Below are 18486 nucleotides of genomic sequence, written 5' to 3'. Positions count from 1 at the left end.
CTCCTCATTCCGCCGGCTGAAGAGCGACGGGCATCTGGACTTCCTGCTCGCCGACGCGAACGGTCATCCAGAGATTGTAGGCCATGATCAGCGCGCCGATCAGGAACAGCGCCCCGCCGGCGGCACGGATGATGTAGAAGGGATGCATCGCCTCGACGGTCTCGATGAAGGAATATTCGAGGAAGCCGAGCGAGGTGTAGGCGCGCCACATCAGGCCCTGGAGGATGCCGGACACCCACATCGCGGAGATGTAGAGAACGATGCCGAGCGTGGCGATCCAGAAGTGCCAGTTGACGAGCTTGAGGCTGTAGAGGCCCTTGCGATTCCAGACCCACGGCACCAGGCAGTACAGCGCGCCGAAGGAGACGAAGCCGACCCAGCCGAGCGCGCCGGAATGCACGTGGCCGATGGTCCAATCGGTGTAGTGGCTGAGCGAGTTGACCACCTTGATCGACATCATCGGGCCTTCGAAGGTCGACATGCCGTAGAAGGCGACGGAGACGACCAGCATGCGCAGCACGGGGTCGGTCCGCAGCTTGTCCCAGGCGCCCGACAGCGTCATCAGGCCGTTGATCATGCCGCCCCAGGAGGGCATCCACAGCATGATCGAGAAGGTCATGCCGAGCGTCTGCGTCCAATCCGGCAGCGCCGTGTAGTGCAGATGGTGCGGGCCGGCCCAGATGTAGAGGAAGATCAGCGCCCAGAAGTGGATGATCGAGAGCCGGTAGGAATAGACCGGCCGCTCGGCGCGCTTCGGGATGAAGTAGTACATGATGGCGAGGAAGCCGGCGGTCAGGAAGAAGCCGACCGCGTTATGGCCGTACCACCACTGGAACATGGCATCCTGGATGCCGCCCCAGGCGATGTAGGATTTGGAGCCGAAGAACGACACCGGCAGCGCGGGGTTGTTGCCCAGATGCAGAACCGCGATCGTCACGATGAAGGCGAGATAGAACCAGTTCGCGACGAAGATGTGCGGTTCCTTGCGCTTGATAATGGTGCCAAGGAAAACGAGCAGATAGGCGACCCAGACGATGGTCAGCCAGAGGTCGGCGTACCATTCAGGCTCGGCATATTCCTTCGACTGAGTGACGCCGAGCAGATAGCCCGTGCCGGCGATGAGGATGAAATAGTTGTAGCCCAGCACGACGAACCAGGGCGCGAGATCGCCGACGAGGCGCGCGCGGCAGGATTTCTGCACCACGTAGAAGGACGTGCCGATCAGCACGTTGCCGCCGAAGGCGAAGATCACGGCGGAGGTGTGCAGCGGCCGCAGCCGGCCGAATTGGATCCAGGGCAGATCGAAGTTCAGCGCGGGCCAGGCCAGCTGCGAGGCGATGATGAGCCCGACCAGGAAGCCGGCGATGCCCCAGAACATTGCCATGAATGCGGTGAACTTGATCGGACCCATGTTGTAGTTGGGCCGTCCATTGATCTCCGCGGGCGGCAGCGCCGCCGGGCGGTCGTAGTAGCGGTTGATGATGAAGAACACCGCGGCCAGGCTCGCCGCCGCGCTCAGTGCGGCGTGGAAGGCGAAGGGCGCATCGAGCGCCTTGGCCGAGGCGATCAGGCACAGGAAGGCAGTGACCGCGAATATGAACGCCAAGCCGCTTTCGCCTGTCGTCATGGTTTTCGAGATGGAGGGCTGGGGCATCGCGGATTCTCTCTGAAAGAACACGCAGCCAGAAAACACATTCACCCTCGCGAGGAATTGATTGAAATCAAGATGGATGGATTTCTGTTAATGTGAGGCCGCTGAAGGTTGGCGAACGATATCAAGCGCCTGGACATCGCGCCGAGCCCATCGCGCGCTGCCGTCTCCGGGAAATCACGGGGCCTGGAACCGCAGGATTTGAGGACGTCTCGTCAGTCGCTCGCGGTTGCCTTCAGCGCCGCGATGACGTCTTCGCGCGCAACGATGCCGACCAGCTTTTGGGTGCCGTCGAGCACGATGATGCTGCGGATCCGGTGCTCGACCATGATCTGGAGCACGCGCGTCAGCCGCGTGTCGGGGCTGACATAGATGAACTCCGGCGTCATGACGTCGCCGACCTTGCGACTCATCAGGTCGTGATAGCGCGGCAACATCTGGCTCGGCGTGAACGCAAAGCACTTCAGGATGTCGAATTTGGTGACGATGCCGACGACCTGGCCGTCGTCCTCGACCGGATAAGAGTTGAAGTCGTCCTGCTCGAACATCTCGCTGAGTGCGAGCAGATTGTGGTCACGCTGCACCGTGCGGACGTTGCGCGTCATGTAGCTTTCGACGGTCTGTTCAAGGAATTTGTACACGGCGCGTCCTCATTGATTGTTCTCTGCCGGCCAAACCTTCAAGGACTTGCCTTCAAGGACTTGCCTTCAGTATCTGGCCGTCAGTGCGACAACAGCACGCAGCGGGCGGTTTGCGTGATCAGATATTCCGTGACGCCGCCGAGAATCAGCTCGCGGAAGCGGGAATGGCCGTAGGCACCGGCGACGATCAAACCGGCTCCGACATCGCTGGCGATCCTCTCCAATTGCACGGCAGCGGTTTCGCTCGCCGCCTCCGGAACCCGCGCCGTCGCGGTGACGCCGTGACGGGCGAGCCAGGCGGCGACGTCGCTGACATGCGCCATCACCCCCGAGCGGTCATCGTCCGCTTCCGGAATCTCGACCACGACGACATCCTTGGCCTTGCGCAGCATCGGCAGCGCATCGGCCACCGCGCGCCGCGATTCCGGGGTGTCCTTCCAGGCCACCAGCACGCTGCGCAGATCGAGCCAGTTGATTCGGTCGGGCACGACCAGCAGCGGCCGGCCGGTCTGCATCACCAGATCCCTGGGGCTTGCCATCGAAAAGGCATCGGAGAAGGTCGGGCTCTGCCCACCGCTGACGATGATGTCGGCGCAGCGCGCCTGTGCCAGGACGTATCGTGCGGGAAAATCCATGGCGCTGCGCCACTCCGCACGCCCGTTGCGCGTCCTGGTCGCGGCGCGGAATTGCGCCTCCAGTTCGGCAAGGCGCTGCTTGACGGAGCCCTCCTCCTGATCGATCAGGCGCTGGGCCTCGGCACCATCGGTGAAGTAGAGCGGCGGCGCGAATCGCGCTGCGGCGATCCCAACGATCGCCGCCTCGAATCGTTCGGCAAGCTCGCCCGCGACCTGGAGGCGCGCGGTGTTGAGCTGATCCAGCGCCAGGCTGACCATCACGGTCGCGTATGTCATCGGGAATCTCCGGAGCGGTGAGCTTTGACGAAAGTGTAAGCCCGCGCCAGCCCGGCAGAATGAGATAGATCAAATCGCCCCCGGGGCCGTGCCGCGGGAAATCCACCAGCGGAATCAGACATCGGAACTTGCCTCCGGCGCGGCGTTGGGCGAAATTACCGGCATGTTCGCGGCACCTTGCCGCAGCTTGCACAATGGGAGCCATGACTTGTCGCCGACCCGCGTAACGCACCCGCCGGACGATCATCGCGGCGAGCATTTCCGGGTCCGGATCGAAGGGTTCGGCGTCGGCACCTGGGATCTCGACCTCACGACGCGCGAGCTGGAATGGTCGGAAACCGCGCGGATGCTGCTCGGTATCGAGCAGGGCCAGCCGGCGAGCTACGACCTCTTCCTGTCGCGCCTCGAGCCCGGGGACCGCGAGCGCGTCGAGGCTGCGATCAGGCAGGTCACCGGGCATGGCGGCGGCTTCGACGTCTCCTTCAGGATTGCCGGCATGTCCGACCGGGGCAAATGGATCAGGGCCCGCGCCGGCCTGATCAGGGACGAGGCCGGCACCGCCCGTCATCTCAGCGGCATCTTGCTCGACATCGACGAGGAAAAGCAGGTCGAGGAAGCCCTGCGGACGCGCGAGACCCACCTCCGCTCCATCCTCCACACCATTCCGGACGCCATGATCGTCATCGACGGCCGTGGCATCATGCAGCTGTTCAGCACGGCGGCCGAACGCCTGTTCGGCTGGTCCGAGCATGAGGCGATCGGCCAGAACGTCAGCATTCTGATGCCGGAGCCGGACCGCACCCGCCACGACAGCTACATCGCACGCTATCGCTCGACCAACGACCCGCACATCATCGGCATCGGCCGCATCGTGACCGGCAAGCGCCGCGACGGGACCACCTTCCCGATGCACCTGTCGATCGGCGAGATGCAGTCGGGCGGCGAGCCCTATTTCACCGGCTTCGTCCGCGACCTCACCGAGCACCAGCAGACGCAGGCACGGCTGCAGGAATTGCAATCCGAGCTCATGCACGTCTCGCGGCTGACCGCGATGGGCGAGATGGCATCCGCGCTCGCCCACGAGATCAACCAGCCGCTGGCTGCGATCAGCAACTACATGAAGGGGTCGCGGCGATTGCTCGCCGGCAGCCAGGACCCGAACACGCCGAAAGTCGAAAGCGCGCTGGATCGCGCGTCGGAGCAGGCGCTCCGCGCCGGCCAGATCATCCGGCGGCTGCGCGATTTCGTCTCCCGCGGCGAATCCGAGAAGCGAATCGAGAGTCTGTCGAAACTGATCGAGGAAGCCGGCGCGCTGGGGCTCGCCGGTGCACGCGAGCAGAACGTTCAGCTCCGCTTCAATCTCGATCCGAACGCCGATCTCGTGCTCGCCGACCGGGTACAGATCCAGCAGGTGCTGGTCAATCTGTTCCGCAACGCGCTGGAAGCGATGGCGCAGTCGCCGCGGCGCGAGCTCGTCATCGCCAACAGGCACATCCGGGACGACATGATCGAGGTGGAGGTATCGGACACCGGCTCCGGCTTCCGCGACGACGTCATTCCAAACCTGTTTCAGACCTTCTTCACCACCAAAGAGACCGGCATGGGCGTGGGATTGTCGATCAGCCGCTCGATCATCGAGGCTCACGGCGGCCGCATGGTCGCCGAGAACAACGCATCGGGCGGCGCTTCATTCCGCTTCACCCTGCCAGCAGCCGACGAGACTGATCAATGACGACCAAGGGACATGTTTACGTCATCGACGACGACGAGGCGATGCGGGATTCACTCAACTTTCTGCTGGATTCCGCAGGCTTCGGCGTCACGTTGTTCGACAACGCGCAAGACTTCCTCGACACCCTGCCCGGCCTCGCCTTCGGTTGTGTCGTCTCCGACATCAGGATGCCGGGCCTCGACGGGATCGAGCTCCTGAAGCTGATGAAGAGCCAGCACTCGCCGTTTCCGATCCTGATCATGACAGGCCACGGCGACGTGCCGCTCGCAGTCGAGGCGATGAAGCTTGGCGCCGTCGACTTCCTGGAAAAGCCGTTCGAAGACGACCGCTTGACCGCCATGATCGAGGCCGCCATCCGCCAGGCCGAACCGGCGGCAAAGAGCGAGGCCGTGGTCCAGGACATTGCCGCCCGCGTCGCCTCCTTGAGCCCGAGGGAGCGTCAGGTCATGGAGGGGCTGGTCGCGGGGCTCTCCAACAAGCTGATCGCCCGCGAGTACGACATCAGCCCGCGCACCATCGAGGTGTACCGGGCCAATGTCATGACCAAGATGCAGGCCAACAGCCTTTCGGAATTGGTGCGGCTGGCCATGCGCGCCGGCATGCTCAGGGATTGAGACAGGTCAAGTCGGTGCTCTCCCGCTGTGCTACGTAGTCAGAATGATCGAAATCGGCTCGCACCCTCAGCGGCTGCCAGTGGCATCACCCGCACAGCTCGTTGTCTACGTGGTGGACGACGATGACGCCGTGCTGGGATCGCTGCGCTTCCTGTTGGAAACCGACGGCTTTGCCGTGCGGACCTTCCGGAACGCCACGGCGTTGCTCAACGCGACGAGCCTGCCGGACGCGGACTGCTATGTGATCGACTACAAGATGCCCGATATCAACGGCATCGAGCTCGCCGGCCGGCTGCGTCAGTCCGACGGCGACATCCCGGTGATCCTCATCACCGGCTATCCGGACGGTAATATCTCGGCCCGGGCGGCGGCGGCAGGCGTAAAAGATGTGATTTTGAAGCCGCTTCTCGACGAAAACTTGGTCAAGCGCATCCGCGCGGCCATCCAGGATCGGCGCCGGAATTGACCTACGGGGTTCTACGTAGGTAACCCCCCTTAAGATATCTCGCGAAATTTTCGAAGCATCCGATACCGCGTAGGAAAGCGTCATCACAACGGAGATGGCGCAGATGCTGACCCAGACACTCAACACCCAGGCGATCAACACCCAAATCGGTGGCAAGATTGCCCCAGCCCATCCCGTCTCGGACCAGTTCGGCGCGATCACCGGCCATGTCGGCCTGGTCGCCACCGAGTTCTCCTACCGCAAGGATGAGGAGATCTACGGCGAAGACGAGCCGGCCGAATACGTCTATCAGGTCGTCTCCGGCGCGGTCCGCACCTACAAGCTCCTCTCCGACGGCCGCCGTCAGATCGGCGCCTTCCATCTTGCCGGCGACGTGTTCGGCCTCGAATCCGGCCCCAGCCATCGCCTCGCCGCTGAAGCCATCATCGACACCAGTGTGCGGCTGGTGAAGCGCTCGAGCCTGGAGAAGGCCGCCGGCACCGACGTGCAGGTCGCCCGCAAGCTCTGGGCCATGACGGCGGGCGAGTTGCGCCACGCCGAAGACCACATGCTGCTGCTTGGCCGCAAGACCGCGATGGAGCGGGTTGCAACCTTCCTGCTCGAAATGGATCGCCGCCTCGCCGTCGCCGGCATGATGGCGCTGCCGATGTGCCGCCGCGACATCGGCGACTATCTCGGCCTCACCCTCGAGACCGTCTCGCGCGCGCTGTCGCAGCTCCACAGCCAGGGCATCCTGGGTTTCTCCGGCGCCCGCCAGATCGTGCTGCGCAACCGTCAACGCCTGCACAATCTCGACGCCTGATCTTTTCGTCCTCCCTACCAACTTGGCCGGCTGAATTCGTTCAGCCGGCCAATTCTTTTGCGGCCGTCATACCCGTGCGCCGGGTTTCCGGCATCACGAACAGGATCAGCAACAGCCCGGTCGCGGCGATGCTCGCCAGGCCGAAGAATGCGGTGGCATTGCCGAATTTGTCGCTGACATAGCCACCAAGCGCGGTGCTCAGCGACGCGCCGATACCGGTCGCGGTGCCGACGATGCCCTGTGCCAGATTGAAGTGCCCGCTGCCGAAGGCGACATCGGCCACGATCAGCGGAATCATCACCGCGAACACCGCGGCTGTGAAACCGTCGAACACCTGCACCAGCACCAGCAGATAGGGATCGCGCACAGTCGCGAACAACAGGCCGCGGATCGTCAGTGCACCGAATCCGATCAAGAGCAGCGGCCGACGGCCCCACGCTTGCGCCTTGCGTCCGACCGAGGGCGACAGCAGTGCCACGATCGCCTGGGGGACGATGATGCAGGCCGCCACCAGCACCGTCGCCCACTGGCTCGATCGCGCCGTCACCGCGCTTGCCATCAGCGGCATCATCGAGGCGTTAGCCAGTTGCAGCAGCAATACGCTGAGCGCAAACACGATGAGCGGCCGCTGCCGGATCAGGTGCCAGATATTGGTGTCCCCTGGAACCGGCGCCTCGCGCGGCATCTCGCCGTGGCAGCGCGCGATGTCGACCTCCTCCTCGCGGATGCGCGACAGGGCGATCAGGGTCGGGATCGCGAGCAGGAAGGTGACCAGAAACACCGAGCGGCTCGACAGCAGATAGCCGGCCGTGCCCATCACCGCGGCGGCGACGCCGTTGCCGAGCGAGGCAAAGCGGGCGTTGCGACCGAGCCGCTCGCCGATCGCGAGCGGACCGACGAGACCAAGGCTGATCGCTGCGATCGCCGGGCCCAGCACGCAGCTCGCCGCCGCATGCAGCGTGGCCGCGCTCACCACGACGGCGAAGACCGGCATCGCCGCATAGGCGAGCGCGCAGCAGCCGATGGTCGCGATCGCGAGTGCGGCCACCAGCCGCTCGGATTTCGCGGCGTCGATGATGGCGCCGCCCGGCATCTGGCCGATCAGCGCGACGATGCCGCCGATCGACAGCACGAAGCCGATCTCGACCTGAGTCCATTTCTGCGTCGTCAGATAAACCGCGATGAAGGGACCGAAGCCGGTTTGCACGTCGGCAAGGAAAAAGATGAACCAGTCGAGGCCGCGCAGGCTGCGGCGCGAGGGCGCCGGAATGGCCGCAAGGATGGGCGCGGCGACGTTGTCCTGTTCAACGCGTCCCTCGCGATCTGCATGGTTCGGCTTCCTCGACAAGAGCACAGGCGGTCAGCCCTCCCCCCTCCTCACTGGATGGCTTGCAGCGGTTGAAGACTGCCGGACGCGCCGAGCACGACCATCGGCGTGTCTTCCTTGTATTCCGGCGCGGCCGCGACCTGCGCCTTAGTCAATTCCAGCGTGATGCTGTCCTTCTTGTTGGCGATCTTGCCGAAGCGTAGCGCATTCCAGTCCACCACGATCTTGCGGCTGCCGACGCCGAGGAAGCCGCCGAAATCGATCACGGCGGCGCGGACATGACCCTCGCGATCGACGATGACGTCGACGATGCGGCCCATGTCCTCATCCGCCGCACTGCGCACGTCGCGGCCGAGCACGCCGTGGGCGTCGCTGGCGCCGATGATGGTCACCGATGGCGGCGGCGCGGCATCTTTCGGCGTCACAGGCACGACCGAGGCCGTCGGCGGCGCCTTCGCCTCATTGGTGGTCGCGGGCAGCTCCTCCGCGGCCTGCGATACGGCAACCGTCAATCCCGCGACGATCGCCATGCTCAAGATCAACCATCCGGCGGTACGCATGAACCCTCCTTGCAGGCCGCTAATGCGCCAGCACGATCGACACCTGGATCCTGCCGCGCGTGCGCAGCACCTCGAGCGCCACATCGTGGCCGTGGCGGCTGACGCGCAGATCCACGCTGGATTGGCCAAGCCGCAGATCGCGCAGGATGACCTCGTTCAGGAACGCCGGCAGATGCGGATTGCGCAGGCGGATCTCGCAGCGCGCGACATCGAATTCGATGCCGAGTGCGGCCTCCAGCAGCGTGAACGGCGTCGCACTGGCCCAGGCCTGCGGGGCGCAGGCGACCGGATAGAGCGTCGGGCCACGCCGCTTCTCACGGCGAAAGCCGCAGAACAATTCCGGCAGCCGCCGCAGATCCATATAGGTCGCGGCATCGAACAGGCCCTTGAACACATGCGCGACCGAGTGCTTCAGCCCGTAATGCGCGAGCCCGAGTGCGATGAGCGCGTTGTCGTGCGGCCAAATCGATCCGTCGTGATACGACATCGGATTGTAACGCACCTCGCCGCGCGCGACGGTGCGGATGCCCCAGCCCGAGAAGAAGTGCGGCCGCATCAGATCGGCAGCAACCAGACGGGCGCGGTCCTCCCGGATCATGCCGCTGAACAGCACCTGCCCGGCATTCGAGGTACGGACCTCGCATCGCCGCTTGTTGCCGTCGAGCGCGAGTGCATAGGTGCCGAGCTCCTCGCACCAGAATGCCTCCTCGAAGCGCTCGGCGAGCGTCCTGGCCTCCGCCTCGAGCCGCTTCGCGAGGTCGGGCTTGCCAAGCTGCAGCGCACATCGCGCGGCGAGCTGTTTTGCTGCGTAGACATAGCCTTGCACCTCGGCGAGCGCGATATTGCCTTCCGCGAGCTTGCCGTCGGCGTGAAAGATGGCGTCGTAAGAGTCCTTCCAGCCCTGATTGGCGAGGCCTTTTTCGGTGGCGCGCTGATATTCGACGAAGCCGTCCTGGTCGGGATCGCCGGGCCCGTCGATCCAGGCGAGCCCCGCCTCGATCGCCGGCCACAGCTCGACCAACGTCGTCTCGTCGCCGGTGCGCTCGAAATAGCGCCCCGCGAGCAGGACGAACAAGGCGGTGGAATCCACGCTGCCGTAATATTGCGAGAACGGCACCTCGCGCAGCGCCGCCATCTCGCCGCCGCGCATCTCGTGCAGGATCTTTCCCGGCGCGGCGTCGGCGAGCGGATCGACGGCCTTGGCCTGGAAATGGGCAAGCCGACGCAGCACGCCCTTGGCCACCCGCGGATCGACCCACAGCATCTGCAGCGCCGTGATCAGGCCGTCGCGGCCGAATGTCGTCGAGTACCAGGGAATACCGGCATAGGGATAGCGCCCCTGCGGCGTCTCCGTCGTCAGCATGTTGAGGTCGGCCATGGCCTGGCACAGCACCTCGTTGAAGATGTTGTTGGAGGTCTCGATGCTCGCCGCCCCGATCGCCGACCGCCGCATCTCGCGGCGGTGGGCGAGCAGCCCCCTGAAGAACCGCGCCGGCTTCTCCGCCACCGGCCGGTTGCAGGACACGGCCACGAACAGCGATTTGGTCTCATGCGGCTCCAGCTCGAGCTGCCAGGTCGCGGCATTGACCGAAAGCCTGGTTGGGCGCGGATCGAAATGCAGGCCGGTGGTTCGCTCGGCATCGTCGAGGCCGCGATATTCGAACAGCACGTCGGTCGGTCCGACCAGCTTGCTGGTGCCGGTGCCGCGGCGCGGTCGCCGTTCGCCACGCACCTCGAACAGGTCGGCAAAATCATTGTCGAACAGCAGCGTCAGCTCGAAAGCGGCTGGTTGCTCGCCATGGTTCTGTAACCCGATGCGCTGATACGCCGTGCCGCGCCACAGAAAGATGGTGCGCACGATGTGCAGCAGGTCCTTTTGCAGGACGAGACGGCCCTGCCGGTAGATGTCGGGATTGGTGAGATCGACCGTCAGTCCCGAATTGTCGTCGCGCAGGTTCGAGCCGAGCAACAGGGGCTGGAGATCGTCAAGCACGAGCTCCAGCCGCGCCAGATAACGCGTGTCATGGTTGAACAGGCCATCCGGCCCGCCGGCCGAAGCGCCGATGTCGCCATGGCTGTCCAGCACGATAAAGGTGTCATCATGCTTGAGAGACCGCCGCGGTCGCGCGGCGGGCCCCGTCATCGGAATGTAGAACGCCTGCTCCGCGACGGCCTCCGCCGTCTGCGATACCGAGATGATCTTGGTTGCGGCTTCGGCTGCCATGAGCTGCTCCCCTGCGTCTTGTTTTGCGAACGCGACCAACGCAAACGCAACTATCGGGCTTACGCGGCGACCTTCGCGAGCCGGCTCATTTCCTGCGTCACCAGCTCACGATACGGACCGTGGCCCTGCATCAGCCGGTCGGGCGCGCCATCCTCGATGATCTTGCCGTTCCTGAGCACGACCACGCGGTCGAAATTGCGCAGCGTGGCCAGGCGATGCGCGATCGCGATCACGGTGCGGCCGCGCATCAGCCGCGTCAGCGCCTCGCGGATCGCTTCTTCGGATTCGCTGTCGAGCGCCGCAGTGGCCTCGTCGAGCAGCAGGATCGGCGCGTCCTTGAGGAAGGCGCGCGCGATCGCGATGCGCTGGCGCTGGCCGCCGGACATTTTGACGCCGCGGTCGCCGACCATGGTGTCGAGACCTTCGGGCAGGCTGTCGATGAAGTCGCAGCGCGCCGCGATCGCCGCGCGCAGCACCTCGTCGTCGGTCGCGTTGGGCCGGCCATAGCGGATGTTCTCGCGAATGGAGCGATGGAACAGGGAGATGTCCTGCGGCACGACGGAGATCGCCTCGCGCAGGCTCTGTTGCGTCACCATGGAGATGTCCTGGCCGTCGACCGTGATGCTGCCTTCGTCCACGTCGTAGAAGCGCTGCAGCAGTGTAAACAAGGTCGATTTGCCGCCGCCGGACTGACCGACCAAACCGACGCGCTGGCCCGGCTGCAGCCGCAGGCTGAACCGCTCAAAAATCTTCTCAGCGCCGGGATAGCCGAAGGTGACGTTGTTGTACGCGATCGCGGCGCCGCTCTTGACCAGCGGCTCGGCCTCGGGATGATCACGCAATTCATGCGGCACCAGGAGCGTGGCGATCGCCTCGGTCAGGCGCGCGACGTGCTGGGTGACGTCCACGAGCGCCACCGCGAGATCGCGCGTCGCGTTGAGGATCGACAGGCCGAGCGTGCAGACCAGGACGACATCGCCGGTGGTCGCCTCGCCCTGCTGCCAGAGCGTGATCGCCCAGGCCATCAGCGCCACCGTCAGGACGACGGTCACGCCGGCGTGAGTGAGCCGCAGCTTCTCCAGATAGCGCAGGCTCCGCCCTCGCGCCGTGAGCTCACGGTTCACCGTCGCGTCGAAGCGCTCATGCTCGTGGCCGATGCCGCAGAAGGCGCGGACCAGCGGCATATTGCTGATGACGTCGATCATCTCACCGTCGACCACGGCCGCCTTGTCGGCGAAATCGTCATGCAGCGGCTTGCCGGCCGCGGCCAGATGGAACATCGCGACTACCATGCCACCGGCGATCACGATCAGGCCGAGGGCCATGTAAGGGCTGACGGTTCCAATCAGCATGATGGCCGCAACTGTGGCAATGCACGGCGGCAACACATTCCAGACGAACATGTTCTCGACGGTGAACACGGCATTGGATGTGGCCGTAATGCGGCTGGTCAACATGCCCGGCATCCGGTCCGAGAAATAGCTCGGCGCGTGCCCGGTCAGATGACGAAATATGTCACGGCGTAAATCGCCCGTGACCCGAACGAAGGTGAAGCTCGCCGTCCAGCTCGCGATCCGCCACAGAAAGTTATCGGCGGTGATCAGCGACATGAGCAGGATGAATGCCAGCCATACGCTGCCACCATGCGAGGTTCCCGCCGACAAACTATCGACGAGGGATTTAACGCCGTACTGCGTGCCCACGGAGCAGGCAACCGCCGCAACGACGGCGGTGAGGATCACCAGATGCGACGCGAGCCGCCGCCTAAGATAGCGCAAGACAAAGGCAAATGGCCTGCGCGCGTATCCAGAAAGATGATCCATGTGACACTTGACCCCGTTATGATGATCCAATTTTTCTTACTGGCCGATTGAACATCGACCAGTTCGCCTCGGTTCCCGGGCAATGTCATCACGACATGCGGATGCGGACGATCTGAGATGATGCGATGGCAGCATCGAGACACGCGCGCGATGTGTCCAATAAGTAACGTTTGTTGAGGGGAACTTCGCAAGTGCGGAAACGTTCCCTTGGCTGGCATAGCCGGTGCCGACGCGCTGGGGGTTTCAACGTTCAATGATCGCAGAGGAGATGGTGAGATGCGCATCGCGCAGGTAGCTCCGTTGACGGAGGCTGTTCCACCCAAGCTGTATGGCGGCACCGAGCGGGTGGTGCATTGGTTGACGGAAGAGTTGGTTGCCCTTGGACACGATGTGACGCTGTTCGCCAGTGGCGATTCCCAGACGTCGGCAAAGCTGGACGCGCTATGGCCGCGGGCGCTGCGTCTCGACGGTTCCGTGCGCGATCCCAACGCGCTGCACATGGTGCTGCTGGAGCGGGTGCGGCAGAAATGTGACGACGAGGAGTTCGACTTCCTCCACTTCCATCTCGACTATTATCCGTGGTCGCTGTTCTACCGGCAGCCGACGCCGTTCCTGACCACGCTGCACGGCCGGCTCGACCTGCCGGAGCATCAGCCGGTCTTCAGCACCTTCTCCAAGATGCCGGTGATCTCGATCTCGAACGCGCAGCGGCGGCCGGTGCCGCAGGCGAACTGGGTGACGACGATCCATCACGGCCTGCCGGAGAACCTGCTGAGGCCGAAGCCGGCGAAACAGGAATATCTCGCCGTGCTCGGCCGTATCGCGCCGGAGAAAGGCGTCGACCGCGCCATCAAGATCGCGATGCATTGCGGCATCCCACTGAAGATCGCGGCGAAGGTCGATCGGGCCGATCAGGATTACTATGACGAACTGATCAAGCCGATGATCCAGAACAATCCGCTGGTGGATTTCATCGGCGAGATCAGCGATCACGAGAAGTCCGACTTCCTGAGCGGTGCACTCGGCCTGCTGCTGCCGATCGACTGGCCGGAGCCGTTCGGCCTGGTGATGATCGAGGCGATGGCCTGCGGCACGCCGGTCGTCGCCTTCAACCGCGGCTCGGTACCCGAGATCATCGACGAGGGCCTCACCGGCTTCGTGGTCGAGGACATCCTCAGCGCCGCCGGCGTGGTGGGCCGCCTCGCGCAACTCGACCGCACAGCCATCCGCAAGCAGTTCGAGAAGCGCTTTACGGCGCGGCGGATGGCGCTCGACTATCTCGCCGCCTATCGCAGCCTGACCGAGGCCACCGCGCCACGGATCAAGCTGGTGAGCAGCGCGGAGTAGTAGACCCATAAAAGGTGTCGTCCCGGACAAGCGCGCCCAAAGCGCGCGCCGATCCGGGACCCATACGCCGCAGCGATAGTTTGGCGAAGACTCGGAGTGACCAGTCTCGCCACACGACTTCTCCCTGGGGTTATGGGTCCCGGCCTTCGCCGGGACGACCCTGAATATGTCGCGCCAGCGGTGCCCTACACCACCACCGTCCGCTTCGGCTCGACGATCTCGAACATCCGCGGGAATTCGTCCATCAGCCCCATCAGCTCGGCGAGCTTCATCGGGTTGCCGGACAGCTTGACCTTGCCGGCAGCGACGGCCTCCGGAAAGCTCGTCAGCTTCGCGATCACCTCATCCAGCGTGGCGTGCGCCAGCGTGAAGCTGGCATCGGCGTTGTCGGCCTGCACGCCTTCCGTATAGGTGAGCGCGCAGTTTTCGAGGTTGAGCACGAACGTCTCGCCGGTGTCGGAAAAGCTCCAGTTCAGCACGATGTGCTTTCCCTCCGCCTTCGGGCCGTTGAGGCGAATCCCGAGCACGTCCCAGAGCTGTGAGGTGCGCAGCGCCGCCAGCGTCTCGCGCGGCATCGGCGGGCGCGGCGGAGTCTTCGGCATGCCTTGCCGCAACTCCTGCGCGCCGAACAAATAGGCGTTGCGCCAGGTCGAGCTCTCGGCGGCATAGCCGAGCTGCTCCAGCGTATCCGCCAGCAATGCGCGCGCCGCCTGATTGTCCGGCTCGGCGAAGACGAGATGGCCGAGCGCCTGCGCGACGAAGCGGAACTCACCCTTGTCAAAGTCCTTGCGCGCCCGCGCCAGGATCGCATCCGCGCCGCCCATGTACTCGACATACTTCTTGCCCGACTCCACCGGCGGCAGCGGATCGAGGTTGACCGGATTGGCGTCGTACCAGCCGAGATATTTCTGGTAGATCGCCTTCACGTTATGGCGGATGTGGCCGTAATAGCCGCGGCCGTGCCAGGCACCTTCAAGGCTCTTCGGCAACTGGATGGTCTCGGCGATCTCGGCGGCATTCAGGCCATGGTTCATCAGGCGGATGGTCTGGTCGTGCGCGAATTTGTAGAGGTCGCGCTGCTCGCGGATCATGGTGTCGATCCGTTCGCGTCCCCACACCGGCCAGTGATGCTGGCCGCACATCGCTTCCGCCTTGCCGCCCCACAGATGCAAGGCTTCGCCCAGGTACTTCGACCAGGCCAGCGCGTCGCGCACGTCGGCGCCGCGGAACGGCAGCAGATTGTGGAAATTATGCGTGCAATTCTCGGCGAGGTTCAGAAGCTTGTAGCGCGGAAGGAAGAAGTGCATCTCCGCCGGCGCTTCGCTGTTGGGCGCCATCTGGAATTCGAACTCGACGCCGTCGATGACGCGCCTGTCGCCGGTCGCCACGATCAGATCGGTCGGCCGCAGCAGCGCAACGCCTCCGGCGGCCATCGACTTGCCGAGCCCGTTGTCGACCTGCCCGCGCACGCCCTTGGCGAGGAACGGCCCGAACTGATATTGCGCCCGGCGCAACATCGCGGGCCCCGCAATGATGTTCTCCGAGACCGCGTGCTCCATGAACAGGTTCGGCGCGATGATCGGCACGCGCCCGGTCGCCAGCGCATCCTCCTCCAGCACGCCGCGCGCGCCGCCCCAGTGATCGGTGTGGGTGTGGGTGAAGATGACGGCCGCGACCGGCTTCAGGCCGCGATGCCGAAAGTAGAGATCGAGCGCGGCGCGCGCGCCCTCGATCGAGGTCAGGGTGTCGACGACAATGACGCCGCTGTCGCCCTCGATCAGCGTCATGTTGGCGATGTCGAGGCCGCGCACCTGGTAGACGCCGGGGACGACCTCGAACAGGCCGTGCTGCATGTTGAGCCGCGACTGCCGCCACAGGCTGGGATTGACCGTCGGCGGCGCCTCCGCAGCGGACAGAAAGCCATAAGGCTCGAGGCTCCAGACCGTTCGCCCTTGCGGATTCGTAATCTTCGCGTGCTCGATCGTGCCGAGAAAGCCGCGCGCAGCGTCGTCGAAATCCCGCGTGTCGGAAAACGGCAGCGCATTCAGCATCGCCCGATGCTGCGCAATGACGGACGGCGTTGCGTCCTTCGGCTCGCTGCTGAATTCAGTCATTTTGCGTCCTCCCGGCCTGATGCGCGGCATCTAACCGCATCTCGCGGTCGATTGCCATCGTCGGTGGAGGACTGATGTTTAGCCCGGATGGAGCGAAGCGCAATCCGGGGCCATCTATCGAAACGTGCAAAAACCCGGATTAAGCTTCGCTCCATCCGGGCTGCGAGATGCCCCTCAGTGCATCCCCAGCACCCGCGGCAGCCACAGCGTCAAATCGGGCCAATAGGTCACGATGACGAGGAAGCCGAGCATGGTGAGCAGCCACGGCATCACCGCTCCCGCGAGATCCGTGATGCGCATTCGCGCGATCATCGATGCGACGTAGAGGTTCAAGCCGACGGGCGGATGGCAGAGGCCGACCTCCATGTTGACGTCCATGACGATGCCGAAATGGACGAGGTCGATGCCGAGCTTCTTGGCCGCCGGCGCCAGGATCGGCGCCATGATCAGGATGATCGAGTTCGGCTCCATGAAGTTGCCGGCGAGCAGCAGCAGCACGTTGACGACCAGGAGGAAGCCGACCCAGCCGAGGTTTTGCGCCGCGATCCAGTCGGCGAGCGTCGCCGGCAGGTTCTCGTTGGAGAGCACGAAGGAGAACAGCACCGCGTTGGTGACGATGTAGAGCAGCATCGCGCTGGTGTTGGCGGCGCGCAGCAGCACCCGCGGCACGTCCGACATCTTGATCGCCTTGTAGACGAACACCGCGATGATGAAGGAATAGACCGCGGCCATTGCGGCGGCTTCGGTCGCGGTGAACAGGCCGCTATAAATGCCGCCGATGATGATGACGACCAGCATCAATCCCCAGATGCTCTCGCGGAAGGCGTGGACGGTCTCGCCCCAGGTCGCCTTCGGCAGCCGCGGATAGTCGCGCTTGCGCGCGAGCCACCAGGTGACGATGCAGAGCATCGTCGTCAGGAGGATGCCGGGCAGCAGGCCCGCGACGAACAGCGCGCCGATCGAGGTGTTGGTCGACACCGCGTAGACGATCTTCGGGATCGACGGCAGCATCAAGATGCCGAGCGAGCCGGCGACGGTGATGATGCCGGCGCCGAAGCGCATGGGATAGCCGTGACGGACCATCTCCGGCAGCACGATGGCGCCGATCGCGGCGACCGTCGCCACGCTCGAGCCGCAGACCAGCGCGAACATCGCGCAGGCGACGATGCCGGCGAGGCCGAGGCCGCCGTGCCAATGCCCGATCAGCGAGGTCGCGAAATTGATCATGCGCCGCGCGACGCCGCCATGGGTGAGGAAATTGCCGGCGAGGATGAAGAACGGGATCGCCATGATCTCGAAGCCCTCGATGCCGGTGAAGAGCTTCATCGAGACGGCTTCGATCGGCACCGCGGTCAGCGTGAACAGGAACGTCATCACGGTGAGACCGAGCGCGATCGAAACCGGGATGCCGGTCAGCATCAGCGCGATCAGAAGCGCGAACACGGTCGCCGCGCGCATCCAGTGCGGCAGCACGATGAAGCCGGTCTTCTCGGCAAGGCAGAGCGCGAAGATCAGGACCGGCGCCATGATCAGGATGACGCCGAGCGGCGACACCTTTCGCGAGGCAGCCTTCGTTGCCGCACCGGCCGGCTGCGGATGCAGCACTGGCGAGCCGTCGGCCTGCACGCCCTCGACATGGGCCTCGTCATGATGCGGCAGTTCACCGGTCCGGAGATAGGACCAGGAGACCTGGAGGAAGCGGAAGCACATCAGGCCTGAACCGAGCGGGATCGCCAGATAGACGAACCACATCGGCGCTTCGAGATCGTTCGACTGCTGGCCGGTCTTGAACATCTCGCTGACAAAGGAGGCACCGAAGGTGGCGATCATGCCGGTGAACAGCGCGCCGCACAGCAGCGAGAACAGGATGACGTGCTTGCGCGAGTGCTCGGGCAGGCGGTTGACGAGCAGATCGACGCCGACATGGATGCCGGTGCGCACGCCATAGGCCGCGCCGAACTTCGCCATCCAGATGAACATGTAGATGCAGAGTTCCTGCGCCCAGGACAGGTCCAGCTCGGACATGAAGGTAAACACCGCCATCGACAGCGATGCCAGCCAGGTCATCCCGTGCGCGGTGGCCCATCGCGACAGGTTGATCGATTCGCCCGCACCGTAGCGGTGCACGACGGCGATGAAGATCAGTCCGGTTGCAGCCGCAATGAGCGTCGCGATCAACCATTCTTCGAGATGATTGAGCACCTGGTTGAGCACGCGCAGCAAATTGAGTCCCCCTATCGATGCGAAACGGTCGGGAGCGTTCACTCCCGACCG

General features: G+C 64.4%; 14 protein-coding genes and 1 pseudogene. 5 read left to right on the top strand and 10 right to left on the bottom strand.

The genetic code is table 11. The annotated features are described in order from the left end of the window. Positions 1-4 precede the first annotated feature (4 nt). The 3 genes from ccoN to JQ587_RS07435 all read right to left on the bottom strand — a co-directional run bounded on the left by ccoN (position 5) and on the right by JQ587_RS07435 (position 3203). The gene (gene ccoN / locus JQ587_RS07445) at positions 5-1654 is read right to left on the bottom strand and encodes a cytochrome-c oxidase, cbb3-type subunit I (RefSeq protein WP_212297862.1); all 1650 of its coding nucleotides are present in this window, start codon (positions 1652-1654) and stop codon (positions 5-7) included. Positions 1655-1866: 212 nt separating this feature from the next. Continuing rightward, positions 1867-2292 (bottom strand): CBS domain-containing protein, encoded by a 426-nt coding sequence (locus JQ587_RS07440; protein WP_212297861.1) that lies wholly within the window; start codon positions 2290-2292, stop codon positions 1867-1869. A gap of 80 nt (positions 2293-2372) precedes the next feature. Beyond that, on the bottom strand, positions 2373-3203 hold the full coding sequence (locus tag JQ587_RS07435; protein WP_212297860.1) for a universal stress protein: 831 nt from the start codon (positions 3201-3203) through the stop codon (positions 2373-2375). Between the two features lie 208 nt (positions 3204-3411). On the opposite strand from JQ587_RS07435, the gene fixL reads away from it, so the two are divergent. The 4 genes from fixL (at position 3412) to JQ587_RS07415 (ending at position 6817) form a co-directional block, all read left to right on the top strand. Beyond that, positions 3412-4935, top strand: a complete 1524-nt coding sequence (gene fixL / locus JQ587_RS07430; RefSeq protein ID WP_212424871.1) for a sensor protein FixL — start codon at positions 3412-3414, stop codon at positions 4933-4935. Then, positions 4932-5549 (top strand): response regulator FixJ, encoded by a 618-nt coding sequence (gene fixJ / locus JQ587_RS07425; RefSeq protein ID WP_212297858.1) that lies wholly within the window; start codon positions 4932-4934, stop codon positions 5547-5549. The genes fixL and fixJ overlap by 4 nt, the downstream gene beginning before the upstream one ends. A 43-nt stretch (positions 5550-5592) precedes the next feature. Then, a complete protein-coding gene (locus JQ587_RS07420; RefSeq protein ID WP_212297857.1) occupies positions 5593-6015 on the top strand; it encodes a response regulator in 423 nt (140 codons plus the stop codon). A gap of 103 nt (positions 6016-6118) precedes the next feature. Beyond that, positions 6119-6817 (top strand): helix-turn-helix domain-containing protein, encoded by a 699-nt coding sequence (locus tag JQ587_RS07415; protein ID WP_212297856.1) that lies wholly within the window; start codon positions 6119-6121, stop codon positions 6815-6817. A gap of 40 nt (positions 6818-6857) precedes the next feature. On the opposite strand, the gene JQ587_RS07410 is transcribed toward JQ587_RS07415, so the two are convergent. From JQ587_RS07410 to JQ587_RS07395, 4 genes are read right to left on the bottom strand one after another with little or no spacing between them, the layout of a single operon-like run. Further along, positions 6858-8171 carry an MFS transporter gene (locus tag JQ587_RS07410; protein ID WP_212297855.1) on the bottom strand — a complete coding sequence of 438 codons (1314 nt, stop codon included), beginning with the start codon at positions 8169-8171 and terminating at the stop codon, positions 6858-6860. A 23-nt stretch (positions 8172-8194) separates the two neighbouring features. Continuing rightward, positions 8195-8704, bottom strand: a complete 510-nt coding sequence (locus JQ587_RS07405; RefSeq protein WP_212424870.1) for a PRC-barrel domain-containing protein — start codon at positions 8702-8704, stop codon at positions 8195-8197. A gap of 19 nt (positions 8705-8723) precedes the next feature. Beyond that, positions 8724-10928 carry an amylo-alpha-1,6-glucosidase gene (locus JQ587_RS07400; RefSeq protein WP_212424869.1) on the bottom strand — a complete coding sequence of 735 codons (2205 nt, stop codon included), beginning with the start codon at positions 10926-10928 and terminating at the stop codon, positions 8724-8726. A gap of 59 nt (positions 10929-10987) precedes the next feature. Then, entirely contained in the window at positions 10988-12751 is a 1764-nt protein-coding gene (locus tag JQ587_RS07395; RefSeq protein ID WP_212424868.1) for an ABC transporter ATP-binding protein, read from the bottom strand. Between the two features lie 276 nt (positions 12752-13027). Here JQ587_RS07395 and JQ587_RS07390 point away from each other — a divergent pair, with 276 nt between their 5' ends. Then, positions 13028-14098, top strand: a complete 1071-nt coding sequence (locus JQ587_RS07390) for a glycosyltransferase family 4 protein (RefSeq protein WP_212297851.1) — start codon at positions 13028-13030, stop codon at positions 14096-14098. Between the two features lie 185 nt (positions 14099-14283). On the opposite strand, the gene JQ587_RS07385 is transcribed toward JQ587_RS07390, so the two are convergent. From JQ587_RS07385 to JQ587_RS37020, 3 genes and pseudogenes are all read right to left on the bottom strand, one after another. Continuing rightward, positions 14284-16212, bottom strand: coding sequence for an alkyl/aryl-sulfatase (locus JQ587_RS07385; RefSeq protein WP_212424867.1), 1929 nt, complete (start codon positions 16210-16212; stop codon positions 14284-14286). A gap of 174 nt (positions 16213-16386) precedes the next feature. Continuing rightward, positions 16387-17670: a TRAP transporter large permease gene (locus JQ587_RS37025; RefSeq protein WP_349629487.1), complete on the bottom strand. Its 1284-nt coding sequence runs from the start codon at positions 17668-17670 to the stop codon at positions 16387-16389. 225 nt (positions 17671-17895) lie between these two features. Beyond that, positions 17896-18237, bottom strand: a pseudogene (locus JQ587_RS37020) (TRAP transporter small permease); the annotation flags it as partial. Between the last annotated feature and the right edge of the window lie 249 nt (positions 18238-18486).

This window comes from Bradyrhizobium manausense (assembly GCF_018130615.1).
Taxonomy (GTDB): Bacteria; Pseudomonadota; Alphaproteobacteria; order Rhizobiales; family Xanthobacteraceae; genus Bradyrhizobium; species Bradyrhizobium manausense_A.
The sequence above is the reverse complement of the archived record's forward strand: the minus strand, read 5'-3'. Positions and strand labels throughout refer to the sequence as shown.